The 17,597-nt window shown below is 59.4% G+C and carries 14 protein-coding genes and 3 pseudogenes; 3 read left to right on the top strand and 14 right to left on the bottom strand.

All coding sequences use genetic code 11. The features are described from left to right. Positions 1 to 9: 9 nt before the first annotated feature. The 10 genes from WS75_RS26875 to WS75_RS26830 form a co-directional block, all read right to left on the bottom strand. Complete coding sequence (locus tag WS75_RS26875) at positions 10 to 939, bottom strand: acetaldehyde dehydrogenase (acetylating) (protein ID WP_059685018.1); 930 nt, start codon at positions 937 to 939, stop codon at positions 10 to 12. A 5-nt stretch (positions 940 to 944) separates the two neighbouring features. Further along, positions 945 to 1,748 carry a 2-keto-4-pentenoate hydratase gene (mhpD, locus tag WS75_RS26870; protein WP_059685016.1) on the bottom strand — a complete coding sequence of 268 codons (804 nt, stop codon included), beginning with the start codon at positions 1,746 to 1,748 and terminating at the stop codon, positions 945 to 947. A gap of 102 nt (positions 1,749 to 1,850) precedes the next feature. After that, positions 1,851 to 2,276 carry a lipocalin-like domain-containing protein gene (locus tag WS75_RS26865; protein ID WP_059685233.1) on the bottom strand — a complete coding sequence of 142 codons (426 nt, stop codon included), beginning with the start codon at positions 2,274 to 2,276 and terminating at the stop codon, positions 1,851 to 1,853. Between the two features lie 14 nt (positions 2,277 to 2,290). Continuing rightward, a complete protein-coding gene (locus tag WS75_RS26860; RefSeq protein WP_059685014.1) occupies positions 2,291 to 3,121 on the bottom strand; it encodes an alpha/beta fold hydrolase in 831 nt (276 codons plus the stop codon). Beyond that, complete coding sequence (locus tag WS75_RS26855; RefSeq protein ID WP_059685012.1) at positions 3,118 to 4,074, bottom strand: VOC family protein; 957 nt, start codon at positions 4,072 to 4,074, stop codon at positions 3,118 to 3,120. Before WS75_RS26855 ends, WS75_RS26860 begins: the two co-directional genes overlap by 4 nt. A 37-nt stretch (positions 4,075 to 4,111) precedes the next feature. After that, on the bottom strand, positions 4,112 to 5,560 hold the full coding sequence (gene iaaH / locus WS75_RS26850; RefSeq protein WP_082729756.1) for an indoleacetamide hydrolase: 1,449 nt from the start codon (positions 5,558 to 5,560) through the stop codon (positions 4,112 to 4,114). A 118-nt stretch (positions 5,561 to 5,678) separates the two neighbouring features. Next, positions 5,679 to 7,007: a M20 family metallopeptidase gene (locus WS75_RS26845; RefSeq protein WP_059685007.1), complete on the bottom strand. Its 1,329-nt coding sequence runs from the start codon at positions 7,005 to 7,007 to the stop codon at positions 5,679 to 5,681. Positions 7,008 to 7,016: 9 nt separating this feature from the next. Beyond that, a complete protein-coding gene (locus WS75_RS26840; RefSeq protein WP_059685004.1) occupies positions 7,017 to 8,042 on the bottom strand; it encodes an FAD-binding oxidoreductase in 1,026 nt (341 codons plus the stop codon). Between the two features lie 36 nt (positions 8,043 to 8,078). After that, positions 8,079 to 9,485, bottom strand: coding sequence for an amidase (locus WS75_RS26835; RefSeq protein ID WP_059685002.1), 1,407 nt, complete (start codon positions 9,483 to 9,485; stop codon positions 8,079 to 8,081). A 157-nt stretch (positions 9,486 to 9,642) separates the two neighbouring features. Continuing rightward, complete coding sequence (locus WS75_RS26830; RefSeq protein ID WP_059684999.1) at positions 9,643 to 11,007, bottom strand: Rieske 2Fe-2S domain-containing protein; 1,365 nt, start codon at positions 11,005 to 11,007, stop codon at positions 9,643 to 9,645. 317 nt (positions 11,008 to 11,324) lie between these two features. Here WS75_RS26830 and WS75_RS26820 point away from each other — a divergent pair. Together WS75_RS26820 and WS75_RS32940 are read left to right on the top strand one after the other, a co-directional pair. Continuing rightward, positions 11,325 to 12,209 (top strand): annotated as a pseudogene (locus tag WS75_RS26820) (IS3 family transposase); the annotation flags it as partial. Between the two features lie 279 nt (positions 12,210 to 12,488). Further along, positions 12,489 to 12,671: pseudogene (locus tag WS75_RS32940) on the top strand (IS3 family transposase); the annotation flags it as partial. Between the two features lie 41 nt (positions 12,672 to 12,712). Here the strand turns inward: WS75_RS32940 and WS75_RS26815 are convergent. Further along, positions 12,713 to 13,972 carry an IS256 family transposase gene (locus tag WS75_RS26815; protein WP_059684995.1) on the bottom strand — a complete coding sequence of 420 codons (1,260 nt, stop codon included), beginning with the start codon at positions 13,970 to 13,972 and terminating at the stop codon, positions 12,713 to 12,715. Between the two features lie 55 nt (positions 13,973 to 14,027). Here WS75_RS26815 and WS75_RS33895 point away from each other — a divergent pair. After that, a pseudogene (locus tag WS75_RS33895) lies at positions 14,028 to 14,153 on the top strand (IS3 family transposase); the annotation flags it as partial. Positions 14,154 to 14,275: 122 nt separating this feature from the next. Here WS75_RS33895 and WS75_RS26810 read toward each other — a convergent pair. From WS75_RS26810 to WS75_RS26800, 3 genes are all read right to left on the bottom strand, one after another. Continuing rightward, positions 14,276 to 15,283 carry an AraC family transcriptional regulator gene (locus tag WS75_RS26810; protein WP_082729754.1) on the bottom strand — a complete coding sequence of 336 codons (1,008 nt, stop codon included), beginning with the start codon at positions 15,281 to 15,283 and terminating at the stop codon, positions 14,276 to 14,278. A gap of 483 nt (positions 15,284 to 15,766) precedes the next feature. Continuing rightward, on the bottom strand, positions 15,767 to 16,072 hold the full coding sequence (locus WS75_RS26805; RefSeq protein ID WP_059684993.1) for a hypothetical protein: 306 nt from the start codon (positions 16,070 to 16,072) through the stop codon (positions 15,767 to 15,769). A gap of 49 nt (positions 16,073 to 16,121) precedes the next feature. Then, positions 16,122 to 17,246, bottom strand: coding sequence for a porin (locus tag WS75_RS26800; protein WP_059684990.1), 1,125 nt, complete (start codon positions 17,244 to 17,246; stop codon positions 16,122 to 16,124). Positions 17,247 to 17,597: the final 351 nt, after the last annotated feature.

Genomic DNA, 17,597 nt, shown 5'->3' with positions numbered 1-17,597 from the left:
GCAGTCCCTTCATGCGCCGATCATGGATTGAGCCATGCGTTCCGCGGTACGCATACCGGCACTGGTCATGATGTCGAGGTTGCCTGCATAAGCGGGCAGGTAGTGTGCGGCGCCTTCGACTTCGAGAAAAATCGAGGTCTTCAGGCCGCTCAAGCTGCCGAGTCCCGGGATGTTCAGGTTCTGAACTTCATCGAACTGCACCTTCTGCTTCAGACGATAACCCGGTACATAGGCGTTCACTGCCTCGGCCATCTCTTCGATCGACGCCTCCACGGCATCGCGATCGGCGCGTTCCGACAGCGTGTACACCGTGTCACGCATGATGACCGGCGGCTCGGCCGGATTCAGAATAATGATGGCCTTGCCCTTCGATGCTCCACCCACGGCTTCGATCGCCTTCGAGGTGGTTTCCGTGAATTCGTCGATATTGGCCCGGGTACCCGGACCTGCCGACTTGCTGGAGATCGACGCGATGATTTCGCCGTAGTGAACCTTGGCGACACGCGAGATCGCCGCGACCATCGGAATCGTGGCCTGCCCGCCGCACGTCACCATGTTGACGTTGCGTGCATCGACGTTCGCTTCACCGTTTACGACGGGAATGCAGTACGGTCCGATTGCCGCGGGTGTCAGATCGATCATCCGTATGCCGGGCTTCAGCGTGCGAAGGAATGCGTCGTTCTTCACGTGAGCGCCGGCCGACGTGGCGTCGAACACGAAATCGATGTCCTTGAACACGGGCAACCGCGTCAGGCCTTCAACACCCTCATGGGTGACCGCGACACCCAGACGGGCTGCACGCGCCAGACCATCCGAGCTCGGATCGATACCGACCATGGCGCCCATTTCCAGTACTTCGCTTTTGCGCATGATCTTGATCATCAGATCGGTGCCGATGTTACCCGAGCCGATGATCGCTACTTTGAGTTTCTTCACCATATTCGTTATCCGATGAAAGTTGCACGGACCGAGCCCAGCCCTTCGATTACCGCCGCGTAGGTGCCAGGCGTGGTGACTGCAACCATGGGCCCCAGCGCGCCCGTCAGAACGACATCACCCGCACGCAGCGGCGCACCCAGCGCAGCCATACGGTCCGCGAGCCATACCGCGGCATTCAGCGGATGACCCAGACACGCAGCGCCGTTGCCTGTTGAGCGCACTTCCCCATCTGATTCAAGCTTCATCGCGCACGTGCTCAGATCGAGCTGCGACAGCGGGACCGGACGCGACCCCAAAACGAATGCGGCACTCGATGCGTTGTCGGCAACCGTATCCACGAACTTGATGTTCCAGTTTCGGATTCGGCTGTCCACGACTTCGATGGCGGCCACCGCGTAGTCCGTCGCACCCAGCAGATCGGCAAACGTATGACGCTCGTGCGTCAGATCGCGATTCAGCACCAATGCGATTTCGGCCTCGACCTTCGGCTGGATCAGTTTCGACAGCGGGATCGGTTCACTATCGCCGTAGGCCATGGATGCGAACAGGGTGCCGAAGTCCGGTTGATCGACGCCCAACTGTTTCTGTACCGCCTGCGAGGTCAGACCGATCTTGCGACCAACAATGCGTTCGCCTCGAGAGACACGTCCCTCGACATTGATCTGCTGCACCGCATAGGCAGTTGCCATATCGTCAGGCGCGATTTCCGGATGAATCGCAGGAACCGTAAATCCCCCGCGTATGGGATCGATAGCCTGGCGGGTGGTTTCGGCAATGCGCAGCCGTTCCGCGATCGCTTGCTTGCTCATCTATTTTCTCCTCGCACGCTGGGTGCAGCATGGATGCAGGCGAACCCGGCGATCCATCCAGGCATGGGAAAGGCATTCAGGAAGACTCGACATATACGGGCTTCAGGCACGCTTGAATGTGAGACGAGCTACCCGCGCTTCCGACGTACCCGCTTCCAGCTTATGCGTGGTCAGAGACAACAGATCGCCTTTCAGCTCCGCAAAGCGCTTCTGTTCGCCACCTACCCAGTTCGGGAAAAGGCAGTGTTTTACCGCGTGCGTTACCACGTTGCCTACGACGCTCCAGTCGCCGGCGTAGGTCAGGTATGTGTTGTACGCGGCGGCCTTCTCTGCCTCCGACGCATTCCACTGACCGCCGGTCGTGAACTGTGCGCGATCCTTTTTGGTGATGGCACAGAACATGCCATTCGGCCCGTATTCCATGAACCCCTCGAGCGCCATACCCATCGGGTAGGTCACCCGGCCGTCATCAAAAATTTGTTCCCAGGCCTGAATTTCCCAACGGCCCTCGATATCCAGATTTTCCATCGTGATCTCGCTCATCAATTGAACAGGAATTCGGAAACCGCGAGCGTGAACGCCGCGGCCTTTTCTATCTGCACCCAGTGCCCGCACTGATCGAACTCCCGCAGCGTCGAGTTCTGGAGCAACGTTTTCATATGTCGCGACCAATCGACCGGGATCACCTGATCGTTCACGCCGTGGATGAGCAGTGTCTGGTGCTTGATCGCTTTCAGATCCGATTCGGCAAGAGCCAGCATTTCCACGCCCCGCTGACGCGGCGCCGGGAACAGGCGGGCAAATCGTTCCTGCACGTCGGCACGAATCGACGCCTCGTAACGCATACGAACCAGATCGTCGGTGATGATCGAGTGATCGTAGGCGAACACTTCCATTAACCCCTTCATGGCCTCCAGGCTGGGCGTGTAACCCCATACCTTTTCGAGGCCCTTGCTGATCGGTGCATTGATGCCTGCCGCCCCCATCAGTACCAGGCGATTCACACGCTCGGGATGCGCGTTGGCCAGGGCCAGCGCGATGGCACCGCCAAAGGAGTTGCCGACCACCGACACCCGCCCGATCTTCAATGCATCGAGCAACACGACCATGGATTCCACCCAGACAGCGGGAGTCAGCGCGAGGCGCTCGGTGCACCGGGTATATCCGAATCCCAGCATATCCGGCGCGATAACGCGCGCCTTCTGGCTCAGTACGGGAATAATGCCGCGCCAGTTGGCCCAGGCCGTGACACCAGGGCCCGAACCATGAATCAGCAGGACGGGATCGGCTTCGCCGTCGCCAACGTCGTGATAGTTCAGCGTGAAGTCACCCAGCGTCAGTGAATTTGCGATTTCGGGACTTGCGTTATTCATGACTTTGCCTTTTGTGTATCGGGAATAACAACCGGTGCACGCATGCCTTCGGCCGCCAGTTGCTTGAGAATTTGTCGCGCTTCTTCGCGCTTGTGATCCGGAAGCCAGGTCCGGTCATGCCCCCAAAGACTCATGCCTTTCAGTTCTTCAACTTCCCAGTCAGGGCCGACCGTTCGCGTCGCCCAACCCAGTTCGAACATCCATCCATCCGGGTTCTTCAGATAGAACGAGGTGGCGTGGTCGTTGATGTGACGACCCAGCGTCACACCAATCGAGTCCGGATTCAGGAGCGCGGTATCGTATGCGCGACCGACGTCATCGAAGTCGTTGTATTCGAGCATCAGGTGATAGATGCCGGACTTGCCGCCCGTGTGGGCGATACCGATCGTATGGTGACGCGGGTTGCAGTGCAGGAATTCAACCTTGAACGGCTTATAGGTGTAGTCCGTGAGGTGCATGCCCAGGACGTTGCGATACAGGTTCGACAGTTCCTCGAAGTGCTCCGTCATGAGCGCCACGTGACCCAACCCCATGTTGCCGGTACGGAAACCGCCAATCGGACGACCGGGCACGAATTCGGTATCCGCATCGGCCAGACCATAGGCGATCTCCAGACGCACGCCATCATCGTCACGAAAGTGCATCATGTTTTCGACGCCCCGGAATTCGATTTCCTCGGCCGTGCCGGGCGTCGGTTTATAGCCAGCGGCCTCCAATGCCTTCGCGCACGCGGCCCACGTTGCAGCGTCCGGGACTTCGAAACCCATTCCCATCGTCGACTCGCCATCGGTCGCAGTGACGACGAACCGCTGAATCTTTTCGTCCGCGCGAATGCGCATGGTCTTTCCCGCTTCGATCACGTCGACCTGCATACCGACGTGGCTCGTCACCTGGTCGATCCATTCCCGCATACGCGGGGTTTCGACCACGATGTAGCTCAGCGCGTCAATCATCTCTGTTCGATCCTTGTAGAAACAACGTACAGGCCCATCACGGGCGCGCAATGCAGCCCAAAACGCTTTCCAACACAATGCCAATCGCGAGCAGCCGTCGATCCGAACCTTGCGGACCATCGAACTCCATGCCAACCGGGAGTCCGGTCTGGGCGCCCAGTCCGGCTGGCAGATTCAGGCCCGGAAGGCCGGCACTCGCTATCGGTTCGGTGTTCTGGATCAGACGCCGGAAGTTCTCTTCCTCATAAATGCTGTCGTCGGCATCGGGCGCCACGCATGCAGTAGTCGGGAACACCAGCGCATCCAGCCGATGCTGCGAAAGCAGTTCGGCATACCTGGCTCTCAACCGATCACGTCCGCCACCAGCCTTTTGTGCCTGTTCGTACATCGGCGCGACATCCACCATTTCGCCCACGGCATTCGGAAACTTGTTGGGCAGCACCCAGTTTTCGTAGATCCATTTCACGTCCGGACTGTCGATCTTTTCGGCCAGGCGCTCGACCGTCATCGGGTGATGGTTGTCCTTCAGGTACTGCTCCATACTGGATCTGGATTCACCGACCACCGCCTGGAAGCCCACTGCATCATTCAGTTCCATCAAGCCGGTTTTGCCCAGATCGATGAAGGTCACACCCAACTGCGTGAGGCGGGTGACGACAAATTCCGCTACATCGCGTATGTCGGGATCGAGATTCGCCCAGAACTCGGCGGGAAGGCCCAGACGCAGCATCTTGAGTTCGACGTGGGGCAACGCGTACTCGTCGGAAATCACACCGTCAAGGAGCGCCACATCGTGCATAGTCAATGCCATCGGGCCCACGGTATCCCGAGTTCGGGCAATCGGGATCACGCCCTGGTCCGAGTAGCGACCCCAGGTAGGACGCAGCGAAGCCACGCCATTGAGTGCCGGGGGAATGCGCATCGAGCCCCCCGTATCGGTTCCCAGCGCTCCGAGCGCCATACGCGCACCCAGAGCAGCGGCCGAGCCCGAGGACGACCCCCCCGCAATCTTTGTCTGGTCATACGCGTTACGAACGCCACGGCCTGCTCCCGTATTGAAGGCGCCGTTGTAACCGGTCGCTCCGTAGGCCAACTCATGCATGTTGGTCTTGCCCAGCACAATGGCGCCGGCATCCCGCAGCTTGCGCACAGTCGGTGCATCCGTGGCGGGCACGAAGTCCGCGAATGCGGGACTACCCGCGGTACAGCGCAGGCCTGCGCTATGAATGTTGTCCTTGACCACGATAGGGATGCCAGCCAGCGGCCCCAATCGCCCCCCGGCCTGCCGTGCGCGATCAATAGCCGCTGCGGCCTTCAAGGCGCCCTCTGCATCAACGGTAACGAATGCATTCAGCGCTTGCCCTGCGTTGATACGGTTCAGACAGGCCAATACCAACTGGGTACTCGTCACCGATCCGTCGTGAAAAGCCCGAGTGGCATCGGCCATCGTGAAATCGATGAACGGTTGTTCTTTATCGTGGGACATATTCAATCCTTAGCGGCGGGCATCGCCCGTCGGAACCGGGAAAAGCATCTTGATGCGCCTGTTGCCCATGTCTGAATCCTGCTTTGCCTTCCGGTGATGAAACCGCAACGACAAAAACTCAAAGGCCGAGCTCGCTCCGCTCACGGGTCAGCGTGTCGATCACCGCATACAGGATCTTTTCAGCGCAGGGCATCAGGTCGGGAACGTAGGTGGCACCCATGCCACCCAGCCCCTCGGCAACCGGCACGGGAGCGCCCTGAGCCGGCCACGGCCAACCGATACGAGCAGTCGGCACACCGTAACGACGCAGCGCAGCGCCGTCCGTCTGACCCGCGAGCATGTCGGGAACGCCGTGCGGACGTCCCTCGATGTGCTCCCAGCCACGCTTGGCCGACTGAACGATCCAGTTGTCCGGATCCGTGGTGCCACCCGGGACCGAGCCGTACATCTCCCAGTCCAGGTCGATTTCCGGATGACGAGCGCTCACGTCCCGGATGAAGTTCGCGAACTGCGCCTTGACATCGGCGGGGCTCGTCCGGGGGTTCACACGAATGTCGAGGAAAATCTCCGTGACTGCGGACGGGAATGCGGGTCTTTCGAGCTGACCGCCACGCACGCCGGCAATCCAGCCATGCGGCTCGATAACGCCCGACGTATTGTGTTTCGTGTATTCGGGAAGCCATGCCTGGAGTGCCTGGATCACCGTGGCAGCCGGCACCACCGACGAACGGAAACCCGGAGCGTCGTGCGGGATCCCCGCATAACCCATCGTCCCCTTGACCGTGACCTTGAACCACGCCATACCCGGCTCTTCGTGGTAGACCCAGTTCCACGGCTTCATGATGATGGCGAAATCGGGATACATGCCGCGATTCAGCAGATTGATCACGCCATTCGACATGCCTGAATGACGCGCCTTGATGTCGACGGGCATGCCGCCATCGGCCATGCCGACCAGCAGATTTCCCTTCAGCGGAATACCCGCTTCCAGCACTGACGTTGCCACTTCGACGTGCGTGGCGATCATGCCCTTCGGATTCGAAGCGCCGAGACCGAATACCCAGTCGTCGATCTGCCGGGCGTGCGGCTGCAGATCGGCCTCCTGACCGGGGCCGGAAAGAATCTCTTCTTCCTTGGTGCGATCGAGGTGAGTGTCGATAGGCGCATAAAGCAGCAGCGACGCGCCGCCACCGGTGCCCCGGTGTTCACCCATCACCGAACGGCTGATGGCCGAGTTGTCATGCGTTTTCGTTTTCAGCCCGATCGTTTCCATGTGCTGCTGCATGAAGTCTGCAGCATCGCGGGTCGAACCCGTCGGGCTGTGAATGTCCGTCAGTTCGAACAGCAGCTTCTGAAGACGCTTCGAACTCAGGTTGGCCTTGGCCTTTTCGTACCATTCGTCCTGCCGAGCGGAAAACAGCAGTTGTTTCGTAGCTTTGAGTTCCACGTCTACTCCTTAATTCGATGCAACGAACTGCTCTGCGAAAATCAATTCCGGCTTCACACCCAACGCGATCAGGCGCGTGGTTGCCGCCTCGATCATCGGCTGAGGGCCGCACAGATAAGCCACGGTGTTCGGATCCGTCACGTCGTCTTCGTTCAGGACCGATACCGGTGATCCCTCATACAGGCCTTCCGTGGCGTTGCGATCCACGCAGATCCGGGTCTTCAGCGACGGCAACCAGTGCTGACGCAGTTCGATGTCGTCCAGAGAAAACAGCGCTTCGGGAACCGCGCAACCAAACGACAACAGCATCGGCGCCTTCTTGCCCGAGCTTTGTCGGAGGCTGTCGATCATCGACAGGATCGGCGCCAAGCCCGTCCCGCCGGCAACGAAGATATGCGGTGCGCGACGATGTTCGTCACGCAGAAAGAACGCACCGTAGGGTCCCTTCATCGTCAGAACCTGATCCGTTCGTGCGTCGTTTTCGAGGAACGTGGACATCGCGCCATTGGGCAACAACCGCACCAGAAATGTCACCTTGGGCAGTGTCAGCGACGTGGACGACGGGCTGTAGCTGCGCAGAACGCCCACACCGGGCACCGTGATCTGCATGAACTGACCCGGCCTGAATTCGAGCCAGTCGCCATCGGCCAGTTCGACAGTCAGACGCATCACATTGGGTGCGATACGTTCCACGGAGTCGATGAAGACATTCACTTCGCGGGCGACCGACGAGCCGACTTCGGAACCGTATGCGACATCGAAAGAACAATCGGATTCGGCCTTCGTGACGCACAGTAGCCGATGTCCTTCCGCGTATTCCGAAGCGAGGAGCGTCGAACTGGCACCGGGGATCGGCACGGCCTCACCGTCTGCGAGCTTGCACGTGCAGGACGCGCAGGCTCCGGCCGTGCATTGATATAGAACAGGCACGTCGGCCTTGATCGCGGCTTCGAGAACGCTTTGGCCCGACTCGGAGACAAAGGTACGGCTTACGCCGTCTGCGAAATTGATGGTTACCTGATGCGCTTTGGCCACGACTTAATCCAAAAAAAAGAACACCTTCAAAATCAATCAAGCCAATCCAGGCGGGACCTGACGATGCCAATCACTGTGGCTCTGCAATACCATGCCGACCATGCACAGCAGGTCGTCCTGATACTTGCGGCCAATGAGTTGCCCACCGACGGGCAATCCTTGCTCTGTAAATCCAACAGGTATCGACAACGCGGGGTGTCCCGACGCATTGAACGGCGCCGTGAACTGAATCAGCCGCCGGTTGGTCTCAGGATCCGAAGCCAGATCCGCCAGCTTTTCATACGTCGGAGCCGCATACGGCTGCACCGGAGCCAATACGACATCCACCTCGGTGAACACCGCATCCATGTCGCGCGCAAACTGCGTGGCTTCGCGAATGATCCGCTCGTAGTCCACTGCCTTGATTTGCCGCCCCTGATCAATCAAACGAGCGAGCGCAGGACCGTATTCAGCGGCCTTGCCGGGATACGTCGCCCCATGAGCGACAGCGGTTTGAACCCCGCAGTGATGCTCCCAGTTGGAGCTGGTCGCCCGCGTATCCGGAACCTTGATGCTCTTGATTTCGCCGCCGACCTGGGCGAGGATGACCTTGACCTGCTGAATCGCGCGCTGAATCACGGAATCGACGCCTGCCGAAATCCACGCTTCGTCCATGCCGATTCGCAATCCCCTGAAGCCCTTCAGGAAATTTCCGAATCGTTGCTCGTCAATGGTGTCAAGCAGTCGTTGCGTGTCGTGACCGCCAATAATCGCGAGAAGGAGCAGTACGTCGCGCGCCGAGCGAGCCATCGGGCCTATGTGATCCAGCGACGCGGCCAGTTCCATCACACCCTTGCTGCTGATGGTGCCGTGAGTGGTTTTCAACCCGGTTAGATTGTTGGCTGCACTGGGGAATCGCACCGATCCCCCCGTATCGGAACCGACCGTGCCATAGCACAGCCGAGCCGCCGTTGCGACACCGCAACCCGAGGAACTGGCACCGCACCAGTGCGCGGCGCCCCAGGGATTGACAGGATCGGGGATCGTCGGATGGTGGATGGCAAATGCGCCCTCCGCCATTTGCAGCTTGCCCAGCATCACCGACCCGGCATCTTGCAGGCGTTGTACGACCGTCGCATTTTCCGTGGGTACGCGCTGCGAATGAATCGGCATACCGCCGGCGGTCACGATGCCCTTGGTATCGAACAGATCCTTGACTGCGAGCGGAATGCCATGCAGAGGACTTCTGACGTTCCCGGCCCGAATCTCTTGCTCTGCTTGCCCTGCCTGCTTCAATGCCAGTTCAGGCGTCACGCGGGCGAAGCTGTGCAAATTCGCGTCCAGTGCGTCCACGCGGGCCAGCATCGCCGTGGTGACTTCTACCGGACTGAGCTTGCCACTACGAATCTGCAACGACAGGTCGTGGATCTCGAGATTATGCAAGTCGCGTGGAAGGCTGCTCATGACGGATAGGGAGGGTAAATTGAGTTGGATCGAGACTTGATTCCGACGGAAACGAAGAGGGAGATCGGGAACCGGACGAACCGACCTCTCCCTTCATAACCGGGACATCAAGGTACTGCCGGGGCAAACAGGTACCCTGGCGAGTGCCGACTCATCCTTAGAACCAGACTTGGTCCACGAAGTACGCCGGGCGCTTGCCGTCGGCGAGCTCCTTCAGGCGTGTGCTGTGGGTTTTCACTGCACCGTAGACTCCCTTGCCCGGCATCGCGATACCGCGGTTGTGGCGCGAAGCGAGCTTGCGCCAAGTGATCGGCGAGATGTCGGTCGAGACCAGTTGCTCGTCATCCCAGCCGGTGCCGTCGGCATAGAAGTGCTGCATCGCTTCGCGGGCGTACAGATCGCAGTCGTTGAAGCCATGCAGGCACAGTTCCTTGTACACGCGGTCAAAGCGGTACTTGAACTTCTTGCGATCTTCTTCGGTCGGGCAAACGCGGACCAGCACTTCCCAGTACTCGTGCAGATCGTCCGTGATCGGCACGTACCATTCGTACTGGACGACATGCTCTTCCGGCCAGTTTTCGACCATGAGAACGCCCGGAAGGACCACCGACGTGCGATAGAAGCGACCGTTCGCATTGTCGATCTTGAGGCCCAGTTCCTTGTTTTCGAGCACCGGCTGCCACTTGTCCGTGAACAACCATTGCATCATGCCTTTCGGACCCTTCTCGTCCTCGACGACCTGAATGCAATCGTCCGCGACCGGCAGAATGCCCAGCGGAAGCACCCAGTCGTTTACGTGAACGATGGAGTTGTCCTTGTGGACCAGGATATGTGCGTTGTCGAAGCCGTTTTCGCACGCGATGCGCCAGTTTCCGAAGCCGGTGCGATGCATGCCATGCGCGACAGCGTTTTCGTCCAGGATTGACGGCGAATCCGGCCACAGCGGGTGTGGAAAGCGATCATTGTTTTCCGGGAAACGGAACGGCAGGTCATCCGACAGCGGGGGAACGTCTTCGAGCGGGAAGTCGTCTTCGCGGACGAACACGAAGATCATGCCCGCGACTTCCTGAACCGGGTACGTTGTGATGCCGGTCGTGCCGATCAGTTTGTCGTCCGGATTGGCAACGATGGTCGCGAGCTTGCCGTCGTCCAGATTGAACGTGAATCCGTGGTACCAGCACGTGATCGTTTCCTTGCTGAAACACATCGGCTTCTCGGAGAGACGAATGCCACGGTGAACGCATTGATCCTTGACTGCGTAAACCTTGCCATCGACGCGACGCAGTGCGATGGGCACGCCGGCGATCATGACGCCCTTGATGCCCGTCTGGAGGCCTTCTTCGTTCTCGGCCGTGGTTTCCACCAACTCCTTGCTGAACATCGCCGGATACCAGTGATTGATGAAGCCCCAGGCTGCGTCCTTGTAGGGCTGGTATTGCGACTGAGACTTTGCATCGTTGTAGCGCGTATCGCTAATCGAATGCTGCGCTACGCGACGACGAACAATAGTTTGGTTCGACATTTGAGTGCATCCTCAGAAGGAGTTAGCCCTTTTAAAGGCGGTAATTTTTTGCGCACCGGTTAAGCAGTGACCACGAGGCAATCGTATTACCGGACCGAGCAACGGACACTCCAACCACTACGGGTCCTATCCCATCCGTGCATTCAATATGTGTTCCGAGGGTTTCTCCTGGAGCAGCCCCCTGAAACGCCGAACACAGTCACCCACTTACAATAACGGGTAGGCATAAGACTGTGTTTTTGACTAACTGAGCTTCCCCCGAAATTTCGCCTTCCAAGAGGTCGCGTATAAACTCGACGGAAAGGAAGGGAATCAGGATGTTCAAGGTACCGAAACAGGTGTACACGGCGGAGTTCAAGCTGACCACCGTCCAGCGGGTCAAGGATGGCCAGGGAGTGGCCGTGGTGGCCCGCGAGTTGGGCGTTTCCGAGCTGACGCTTCGTAGCTGGGTGAAAGCCGAAGCGTCGGGCAAACTCAACGGTGCCGGGGCGAAGCCAGTCACGCCGGAGCAGATGGAACTGTCTCGTCTGCGAGCGGAGAAAAAGCGCCTGCAGATGGAGCTTGAGATCGCAAAAAAAGCGCCAGCATACTTGGCGAAGGACCTGCTGTGAGGTATGCCTGGATCGACCGGCAGGTCGGGCAGTATCCGCTGTCGTCGCTGTGCTGCGTGCTGTCGGTCAGCGTGAACGGCTATCGCGCATGGAAACGCGGCGGCACACCGGGGCGAACGCGACTGACCGGACACGCAGTTGCTGACGCGCTGATCCGGACGGTGCACGCCAAGGTCAAGGGGGCCTACGGTTCGCCACGCATGACCGAGGAATTCCGTGAGCGCGGCTTTCCGGCCAGCAAGGCGCGAGTGGAACGGCTGATGAGCGAGAACGGCATCCGGGCGCGGCATAAACGCCGCAATCGGGTAACAACCGATTCGAAGCACGCGCTGCCGGTTGCCCCGAATCTGTTGAATCGTGAGTTCACTCCCGTCGCACCGAATCAGGTGTTCAGTTCGGACATCACGTACATCTGGACCGCGAGGGCTGGCTGTATCTGGCCGTGGTGCTCGACCTGTTCAACCGGGAGGTGGTGGGCTGGTCCATCAAACCGCGCATGACGGCCGATCTCGTGACGGACGCATTGACGATGGCTTGGTTCCGGCGCCGACCCGCGCCGGCGCACTGTGCCACTCGGATCGAGGCAGCCAGGGCGTATTCAACCGGTCGTCGCAACACCTTTAATCGAGGAGGTGTTGCATGGGTCGAATTGCAGAATGGGTGTATCAGATAACCGGTCGAGGAGCGATGCACTCGCCAGGTGCACCGTCGCTTCGGCATGAGATTGAGTGTCGATTTTGGAAGCAGATCGCCACCGGCGTTACGAGTGAGAGAGCCGCAGAGGCGGTTGGAAGACTCCGGCAGAAGCATTGAACGAGCATCTAAAATCTGCTCAACAATCTCGTGTTGCGACGACCGGTTGAATACGCCCAGTACGCGAGTCACGAGTTCCAGCGCAAACTGGCTGCCTATGGCATGCGCTGCTCGATGAGCCGCAAGGGAAATTGTTGGGACAATACCCCGACGGAAAGCTTCTTCAACAGCTTGAAGAACGAACGGGTTCACGCCACGCGCTACCGGACGCATCAGGACGCGAAGGCCGATCTGTTCGAATAGGAGGTATCCGGAATTTAGTGTGTGAGGCGGGTTAGGATTCAGATTCCGATGTTGAATCGTTCCGGGTAAAGCAGCGCAAACTGGGTCATCGCGCTCTTCCAATCGTGCCGGGAACCGGTCCACTTGGCCACGACGTTGCGCAGCGCCAGCCAGATCAGTTTGAGTGCGGCCTCGTCCGACGGGAAGTGGCCGCGCGCCTTGATGATCTTCCGAAGCTGCATGTGCAGCGACTCGATCGCGTTGGTCGTATATACAATTTTCCGGATGTCCGGCGCGAAGGCGTAGAACGGAATCACCTGATCCCAGGCCCGGCGCCAGAGGGCGGCAATCGGGGGGTATTTCGTACCCCACGGGCTCGCGTCGAACGCATCCAGCGCCACGGCGGCCGCTTCGGCCGACGGCGCCCGATAGACCTCCTTGAGCGCCGCTGCAACCGATTTCCTGTCTTTCCAGCTGGCGAAGTCCAGCGAGTTCCGGATCAGATGCACGATGCAGGTCTGGACCGTCGTTTCCGGGAACACCGTGTTGATCGCTTCCGGGAAGCCCTTCAAGCCGTCGACCACGGCAATCAGGATGTCCTGCACGCCGCGCAGCTTCAGGTCGTTCACCACCCGCAGCCAGAACTTGGCCCCCTCGGTCTGCTCGATCCAGAGGCCCAGCACGTCACGTGTGCCGTCGCGGCGCACGCCCAGCGCCAGGTAGATCGCCTTGTTGCGCACGACGCCTTCGTCGCGGATCTTGACGCGTAAGGCGTCGAAGAACACGACCGGGTACATCGGCTCGAGCGGCCGCTGCTGCCACTCACGCACTTCGTCGATCACCGCGTCAGTGACGGTGCTGATGAAGTCCGGCGACACTTCGATGCCGTACATCTCCTGCAGGAAGCCCTGAATCTCCCGCACGCTCATGCCGCGGGCGTACATCGCGATGATCTTGTCGTCGAACCCGGTAAAGCGTCGCTCGCCCTTGGCGATCAGCACCGGATCGAAGGTGCCTTCGCGGTCGCGCGGAATCTCGACGTCGAGCAGGTCGTCGTCGGTCGCGATGCGCTTGCGGCTCGTGCCGTAGCGGTGGTTCGTGCTGCCGGCCGGCTTGGCTTCGCCCTTCTCGTAGCCGAGGTGGTGGGCCAACTCGCCGCCCAGTGCGCGCTCGAAGATCGCCTTCTTGAGCGCCGCGAGCTGCTCGTTGATCGTCGCCCGATCCAGCATTCCAGGCACCAGTTGCTTGATCAGTTCCGGGTCCAGGCTCAAGCCCTTGCCCGGTTCTATCGTCACTTCTTCCTTGCGTTTGCGTGGCATAAAAGTGGCTCCTTGGCCGTCAGTTTATGCCTCACACACAAAAGACCGGATAGGCTCGTTCGAATATATCGCAGTGTTTTACAACCGCAGTCGTCGTCATTCGTCGCTCGGCCTCGTTTCTCCGGAGCAGTTCCTTCAGGACTGGATCAAGGCTCAACAGACCAAGGATGCGGCTGCATAACTCGGGACCGTTGGTAGGCGAAAAACCGAGGGATGCTCAGGCCGCTATCAGGTTGAGGACCGCCTTAACCCGTCTCGACGATCGTGATCCTACGCATTCGCCTCTTATCCAATGCAGACAGTTTAGCGAGCCAGTGTTTCACCTGGAGTTTCGCCAAACCAGCGTTTGTAATCGGTGGTGAAGTGCCCCAAATGGGCAAACCCCCACTGATACGCTACCGCCGTCACCGTGGTATTTTGGGGATCCGACTTCAACAGCTGCTCCCGCACCCGATTGAGCCTGATGTACTTCAGCAGGTGCATAGGTGATGTGTTCCGGTACTTCCTGAATCCTGTGTATAACGAACTGGTGCTGACCCCTACGTGCTCGGCAATGGCTCCCACCGTAACAGGCTCGTGCGCCCGCTCCTCGATGAAAATCTCTGCTTTCCTGATAAATGCTGGCGTCACCGAACGTGATCGATTTTCATTAAGCGCCAGACTATGATTGCTGGCTTGACTGATGAGGAGCAGCGAGCCGATCATTTGCTCGATTTGCGCCGCCAACAATGGTGATGACGAATGAGTGCCGTCCAGATAATCGAAGAGCCACTGCATGGTGGAAGCCCACCGCCTGCCGGCTGCGGAATCGAGTGGCATCGCGGTTTGGAATTCGACTCGGGTCTGCGCACCGTTGCCGAGATGCTGCCCGCACAGACGCTCCACCAAATCGCGATCAATACGGAGAATCAGCTTTTCAGTGCCTCTCGTATGGATAATTTCATGTTGCTGACTGGCGTTGAGAATCGAGCCGACCGTAGGCGATGAACTGATGCAGTGCTTTCCATTGGAGATGTGCTCACCGCCACTGAGTGGCACCTGTACCAAGTAGAAGTCATCAAAGGTGGTCGGCCGAATCCTGACTTCGCCGCCATAGCTCATTCGTCCGATGCCGATCGAGCCATACTTCCGATACATCAGGCGTGCGTCGAGTTCACTTCGCACATCGATATTTCGAAGATCGTTTTCGCAGAATGTACGCGTCCCCCAGTCTCGGGCCTGCTCTATATCTCGGGTCCGAAATAACTCCGCATCAGTAGAGGGGCCAGAGTCGTCGCTAGCCTCAAAATGCAACGCCTCGTTCTGTTCCATTGCTGAAAAGTCAGATGTATTCAGTGATTGGGTGACAAGCCTGGATGGTCAGGCAATTATACGGTCGCAAAAAATTCCACCCGCACGCGAATTCCGCTACGGGCGCGATGCAAATATTTGAATTCACCTGTCGCGGTCTTGCCGCCATAGATTTCGTATGCGCGAACCGGGAGGGCCATCGGGGTCTACGGGTGTAGCCGATAGTGCACCGCCGCAAACCCTTTCCATACATGTGCATTCGCACCGTCTCCGTCCATTTTCGAATGCTCTGCCGAATGCCTTGACCACGCGCAGGATTGTTGCATGCAGACTATTCCACGCTCACCCGGCCTACTATCCGGTTCGTGCATAGACTATCCCGCTACTGCAAGAATGGGCGCGCTGCCGGGCAGTAATGCGTCGGACCAGATGAACTCCGGGGTTCGCCACGTTTGAGATCCGTTTGCGCTCGTGCCGTGCATCGGCACGAGCGCTCCGAATCGCTTACTGGCTCGCGGGAGTGCCTGTGGCCCTCTGCTGAGCCTTCGACACGTTTGCCGGGTAGTTCGGGTCGTACTGGTCTGCTCGATATCCCGAGCTTTCAAGTTGCTTCAACTCCGCATTCTTTCTCGCGCGCGCGGCCTTGCGCTTCGCACGCAACTCTTTTTTCGCGAGCGACGCCGAAGCGGCCGTCGCAGGCGCTGAAACCGCCTCGCTCGCCGGCTGTGCGAATGCCACAAGGGGAGTCCCTGATATCGGCAGCAGCGCTGCCGTCAACATCAGCCCGCGGATTTTTCTGCCTGTTTCCATGTCGTTTTCCTTTTTTCGTTCAGCGTGGTGCGGCCTTCATGCATGAAGCTCAGAACAGCGTGCGCACGCCGATCCGGGCGATACCCTGATTCGACGAGGTGGAAGCGCCCAGTTCCGCCGGCAACTGGACACCGTTGATCTGTGCATTGGAGCCGTGGCTGCCGCGCTGATACACGCCCTGCACGTAGACGAGCGAGCGCTTCGAAAGCAGATAGCTGAGCGTCGCACCGACCTGGTTCGCGTGCACGTTATTCAGCTCGTTATTGCCCTTCATATAGAGATACGTGCCACCGAGCGTCACGTCCGGCACGATGATCCAGTTCGCGCCGATTTGCGCGGCGTAGACGGAGGCGCCCGAATTCACATTGCGTGTGGTGGTGAAAAGCGCGGCCATCGTTACCGCGCCAAAATCGTAGTGGCCGCCCACGCCCCACGTGCGAAACGGATTGATATCGGCGGAGGTTTGACCCTGATAGCGCACACCGGTATAAGCCGCCGCAAGGCCGACCGGGCCGGCCGCGTACGTCACCGTCGCGCTGAACGTCGCCCCCGCCGAGAACGCCCCGGGCACGCCGCCAAGCCCATAGAGCAGGCCGAAAGAAATACCGTGAAACGAGGGTGATTGGTATTTGACTGCGTTGAACACCTGTTCGTCCGCACCCCGATCCCAATCGGTCGAGCCACTCGGATTGCCCGCGCCGTTCGGGTTGCGCGACGGCAAGCCCAGGCTCTGAAACGGACCGCTGCGGAAATTGTAGAGACCGCCCGCAAGAATGCCCGGCTCGTTACTACCGCGTGCAAACGAGTCATACATAAAATCGAACTGATTGCCCAATGTGAGCGTGCCAAGACGGTCCGACGACAAACCCACATACGCCTGGCGGCCGAAAATCCCTTGCCCCGGGATATTGCTGCCGAGCCCGATCTGGAATTGCGATTCGAGCACGAACAGCGCACGTACGCCGCCGCCCAGATCATCATTGCCGCGCAGGCCAATGAAGGTCGGTCCGTTAATGCCGTCGTCGAACTTGGTGACGGAATGACCGCCCTGATTGCTGACCCACGAAATGCCTGCGTCGAGCAGCCCGTAGATCTGCACACTGCTTTGCGCGAACGCCGGCGCGCAAAGACTCCCCAACGCCAGACAGAATGCCTGCTTGCCCGTGACTTTCATTGCCGTTGACCTTTTTCTATAGAGATGAATCTGTCCATGCCGCTAACACTCTTGATACGCGGTACATTTCCCTGCGCAACGACGCCCGTTCGGCAGCAGGAAAACCGGGTGGCCCAATCCTCACGCGGCGGCCGGCATGCGTCCGAGGCGCATCTCCACCGCCGGCACGAAGGCGCCCGGGCGCGCACGTGCCAGCCTCTATCTGCGTGTCGGCACCACGTGCGGCTTCAAGCGCGCCTCGCTCGTCAAGCGCAATCAATGCGTTCAGTCCGCTGCGCTCGTACGCGCGGCGCGGCCGCGATAGTCATGCCGGATCCGAAGGCCGCACATTTCCATCCGCCTGGGGCGCGT

The organism is Burkholderia sp. FL-7-2-10-S1-D7, assembly GCF_001524185.1.
GTDB classification, from domain to species: domain Bacteria; phylum Pseudomonadota; class Gammaproteobacteria; order Burkholderiales; family Burkholderiaceae; genus Burkholderia; species Burkholderia diffusa.
Note: the sequence above shows the minus strand (reverse complement) of the source record. Positions and strands in the feature narration are given on the sequence as shown.

Coding starts and splice junctions, on each gene's coding strand:
- WS75_RS26875 (WP_059685018.1), bottom strand. CDS start 939: ATGGTGAAGAAACTCAAAGTAGCGATCATCGGCTCGGGTAACATCGGC.
- mhpD (WP_059685016.1), bottom strand. CDS start 1,748: ATGAGCAAGCAAGCGATCGCGGAACGGCTGCGCATTGCCGAAACCACC.
- WS75_RS26865 (WP_059685233.1), bottom strand. CDS start 2,276: ATGGAAAATCTGGATATCGAGGGCCGTTGGGAAATTCAGGCCTGGGAA.
- WS75_RS26860 (WP_059685014.1), bottom strand. CDS start 3,121: ATGAATAACGCAAGTCCCGAAATCGCAAATTCACTGACGCTGGGTGAC.
- WS75_RS26855 (WP_059685012.1), bottom strand. CDS start 4,074: ATGATTGACGCGCTGAGCTACATCGTGGTCGAAACCCCGCGTATGCGG.
- iaaH (WP_082729756.1), bottom strand. CDS start 5,560: ATGTCCCACGATAAAGAACAACCGTTCATCGATTTCACGATGGCCGAT.
- WS75_RS26835 (WP_059685002.1), bottom strand. CDS start 9,485: ATGAGCAGCCTTCCACGCGACTTGCATAATCTCGAGATCCACGACCTG.
- WS75_RS26830 (WP_059684999.1), bottom strand. CDS start 11,007: ATGTCGAACCAAACTATTGTTCGTCGTCGCGTAGCGCAGCATTCGATT.
- WS75_RS26815 (WP_059684995.1), bottom strand. CDS start 13,972: ATGCCACGCAAACGCAAGGAAGAAGTGACGATAGAACCGGGCAAGGGC.
- WS75_RS26810 (WP_082729754.1), bottom strand. CDS start 15,283: ATGGAACAGAACGAGGCGTTGCATTTTGAGGCTAGCGACGACTCTGGC.
- WS75_RS26805 (WP_059684993.1), bottom strand. CDS start 16,072: ATGGAAACAGGCAGAAAAATCCGCGGGCTGATGTTGACGGCAGCGCTG.
- WS75_RS26800 (WP_059684990.1), bottom strand. CDS start 17,246: ATGAAAGTCACGGGCAAGCAGGCATTCTGTCTGGCGTTGGGGAGTCTT.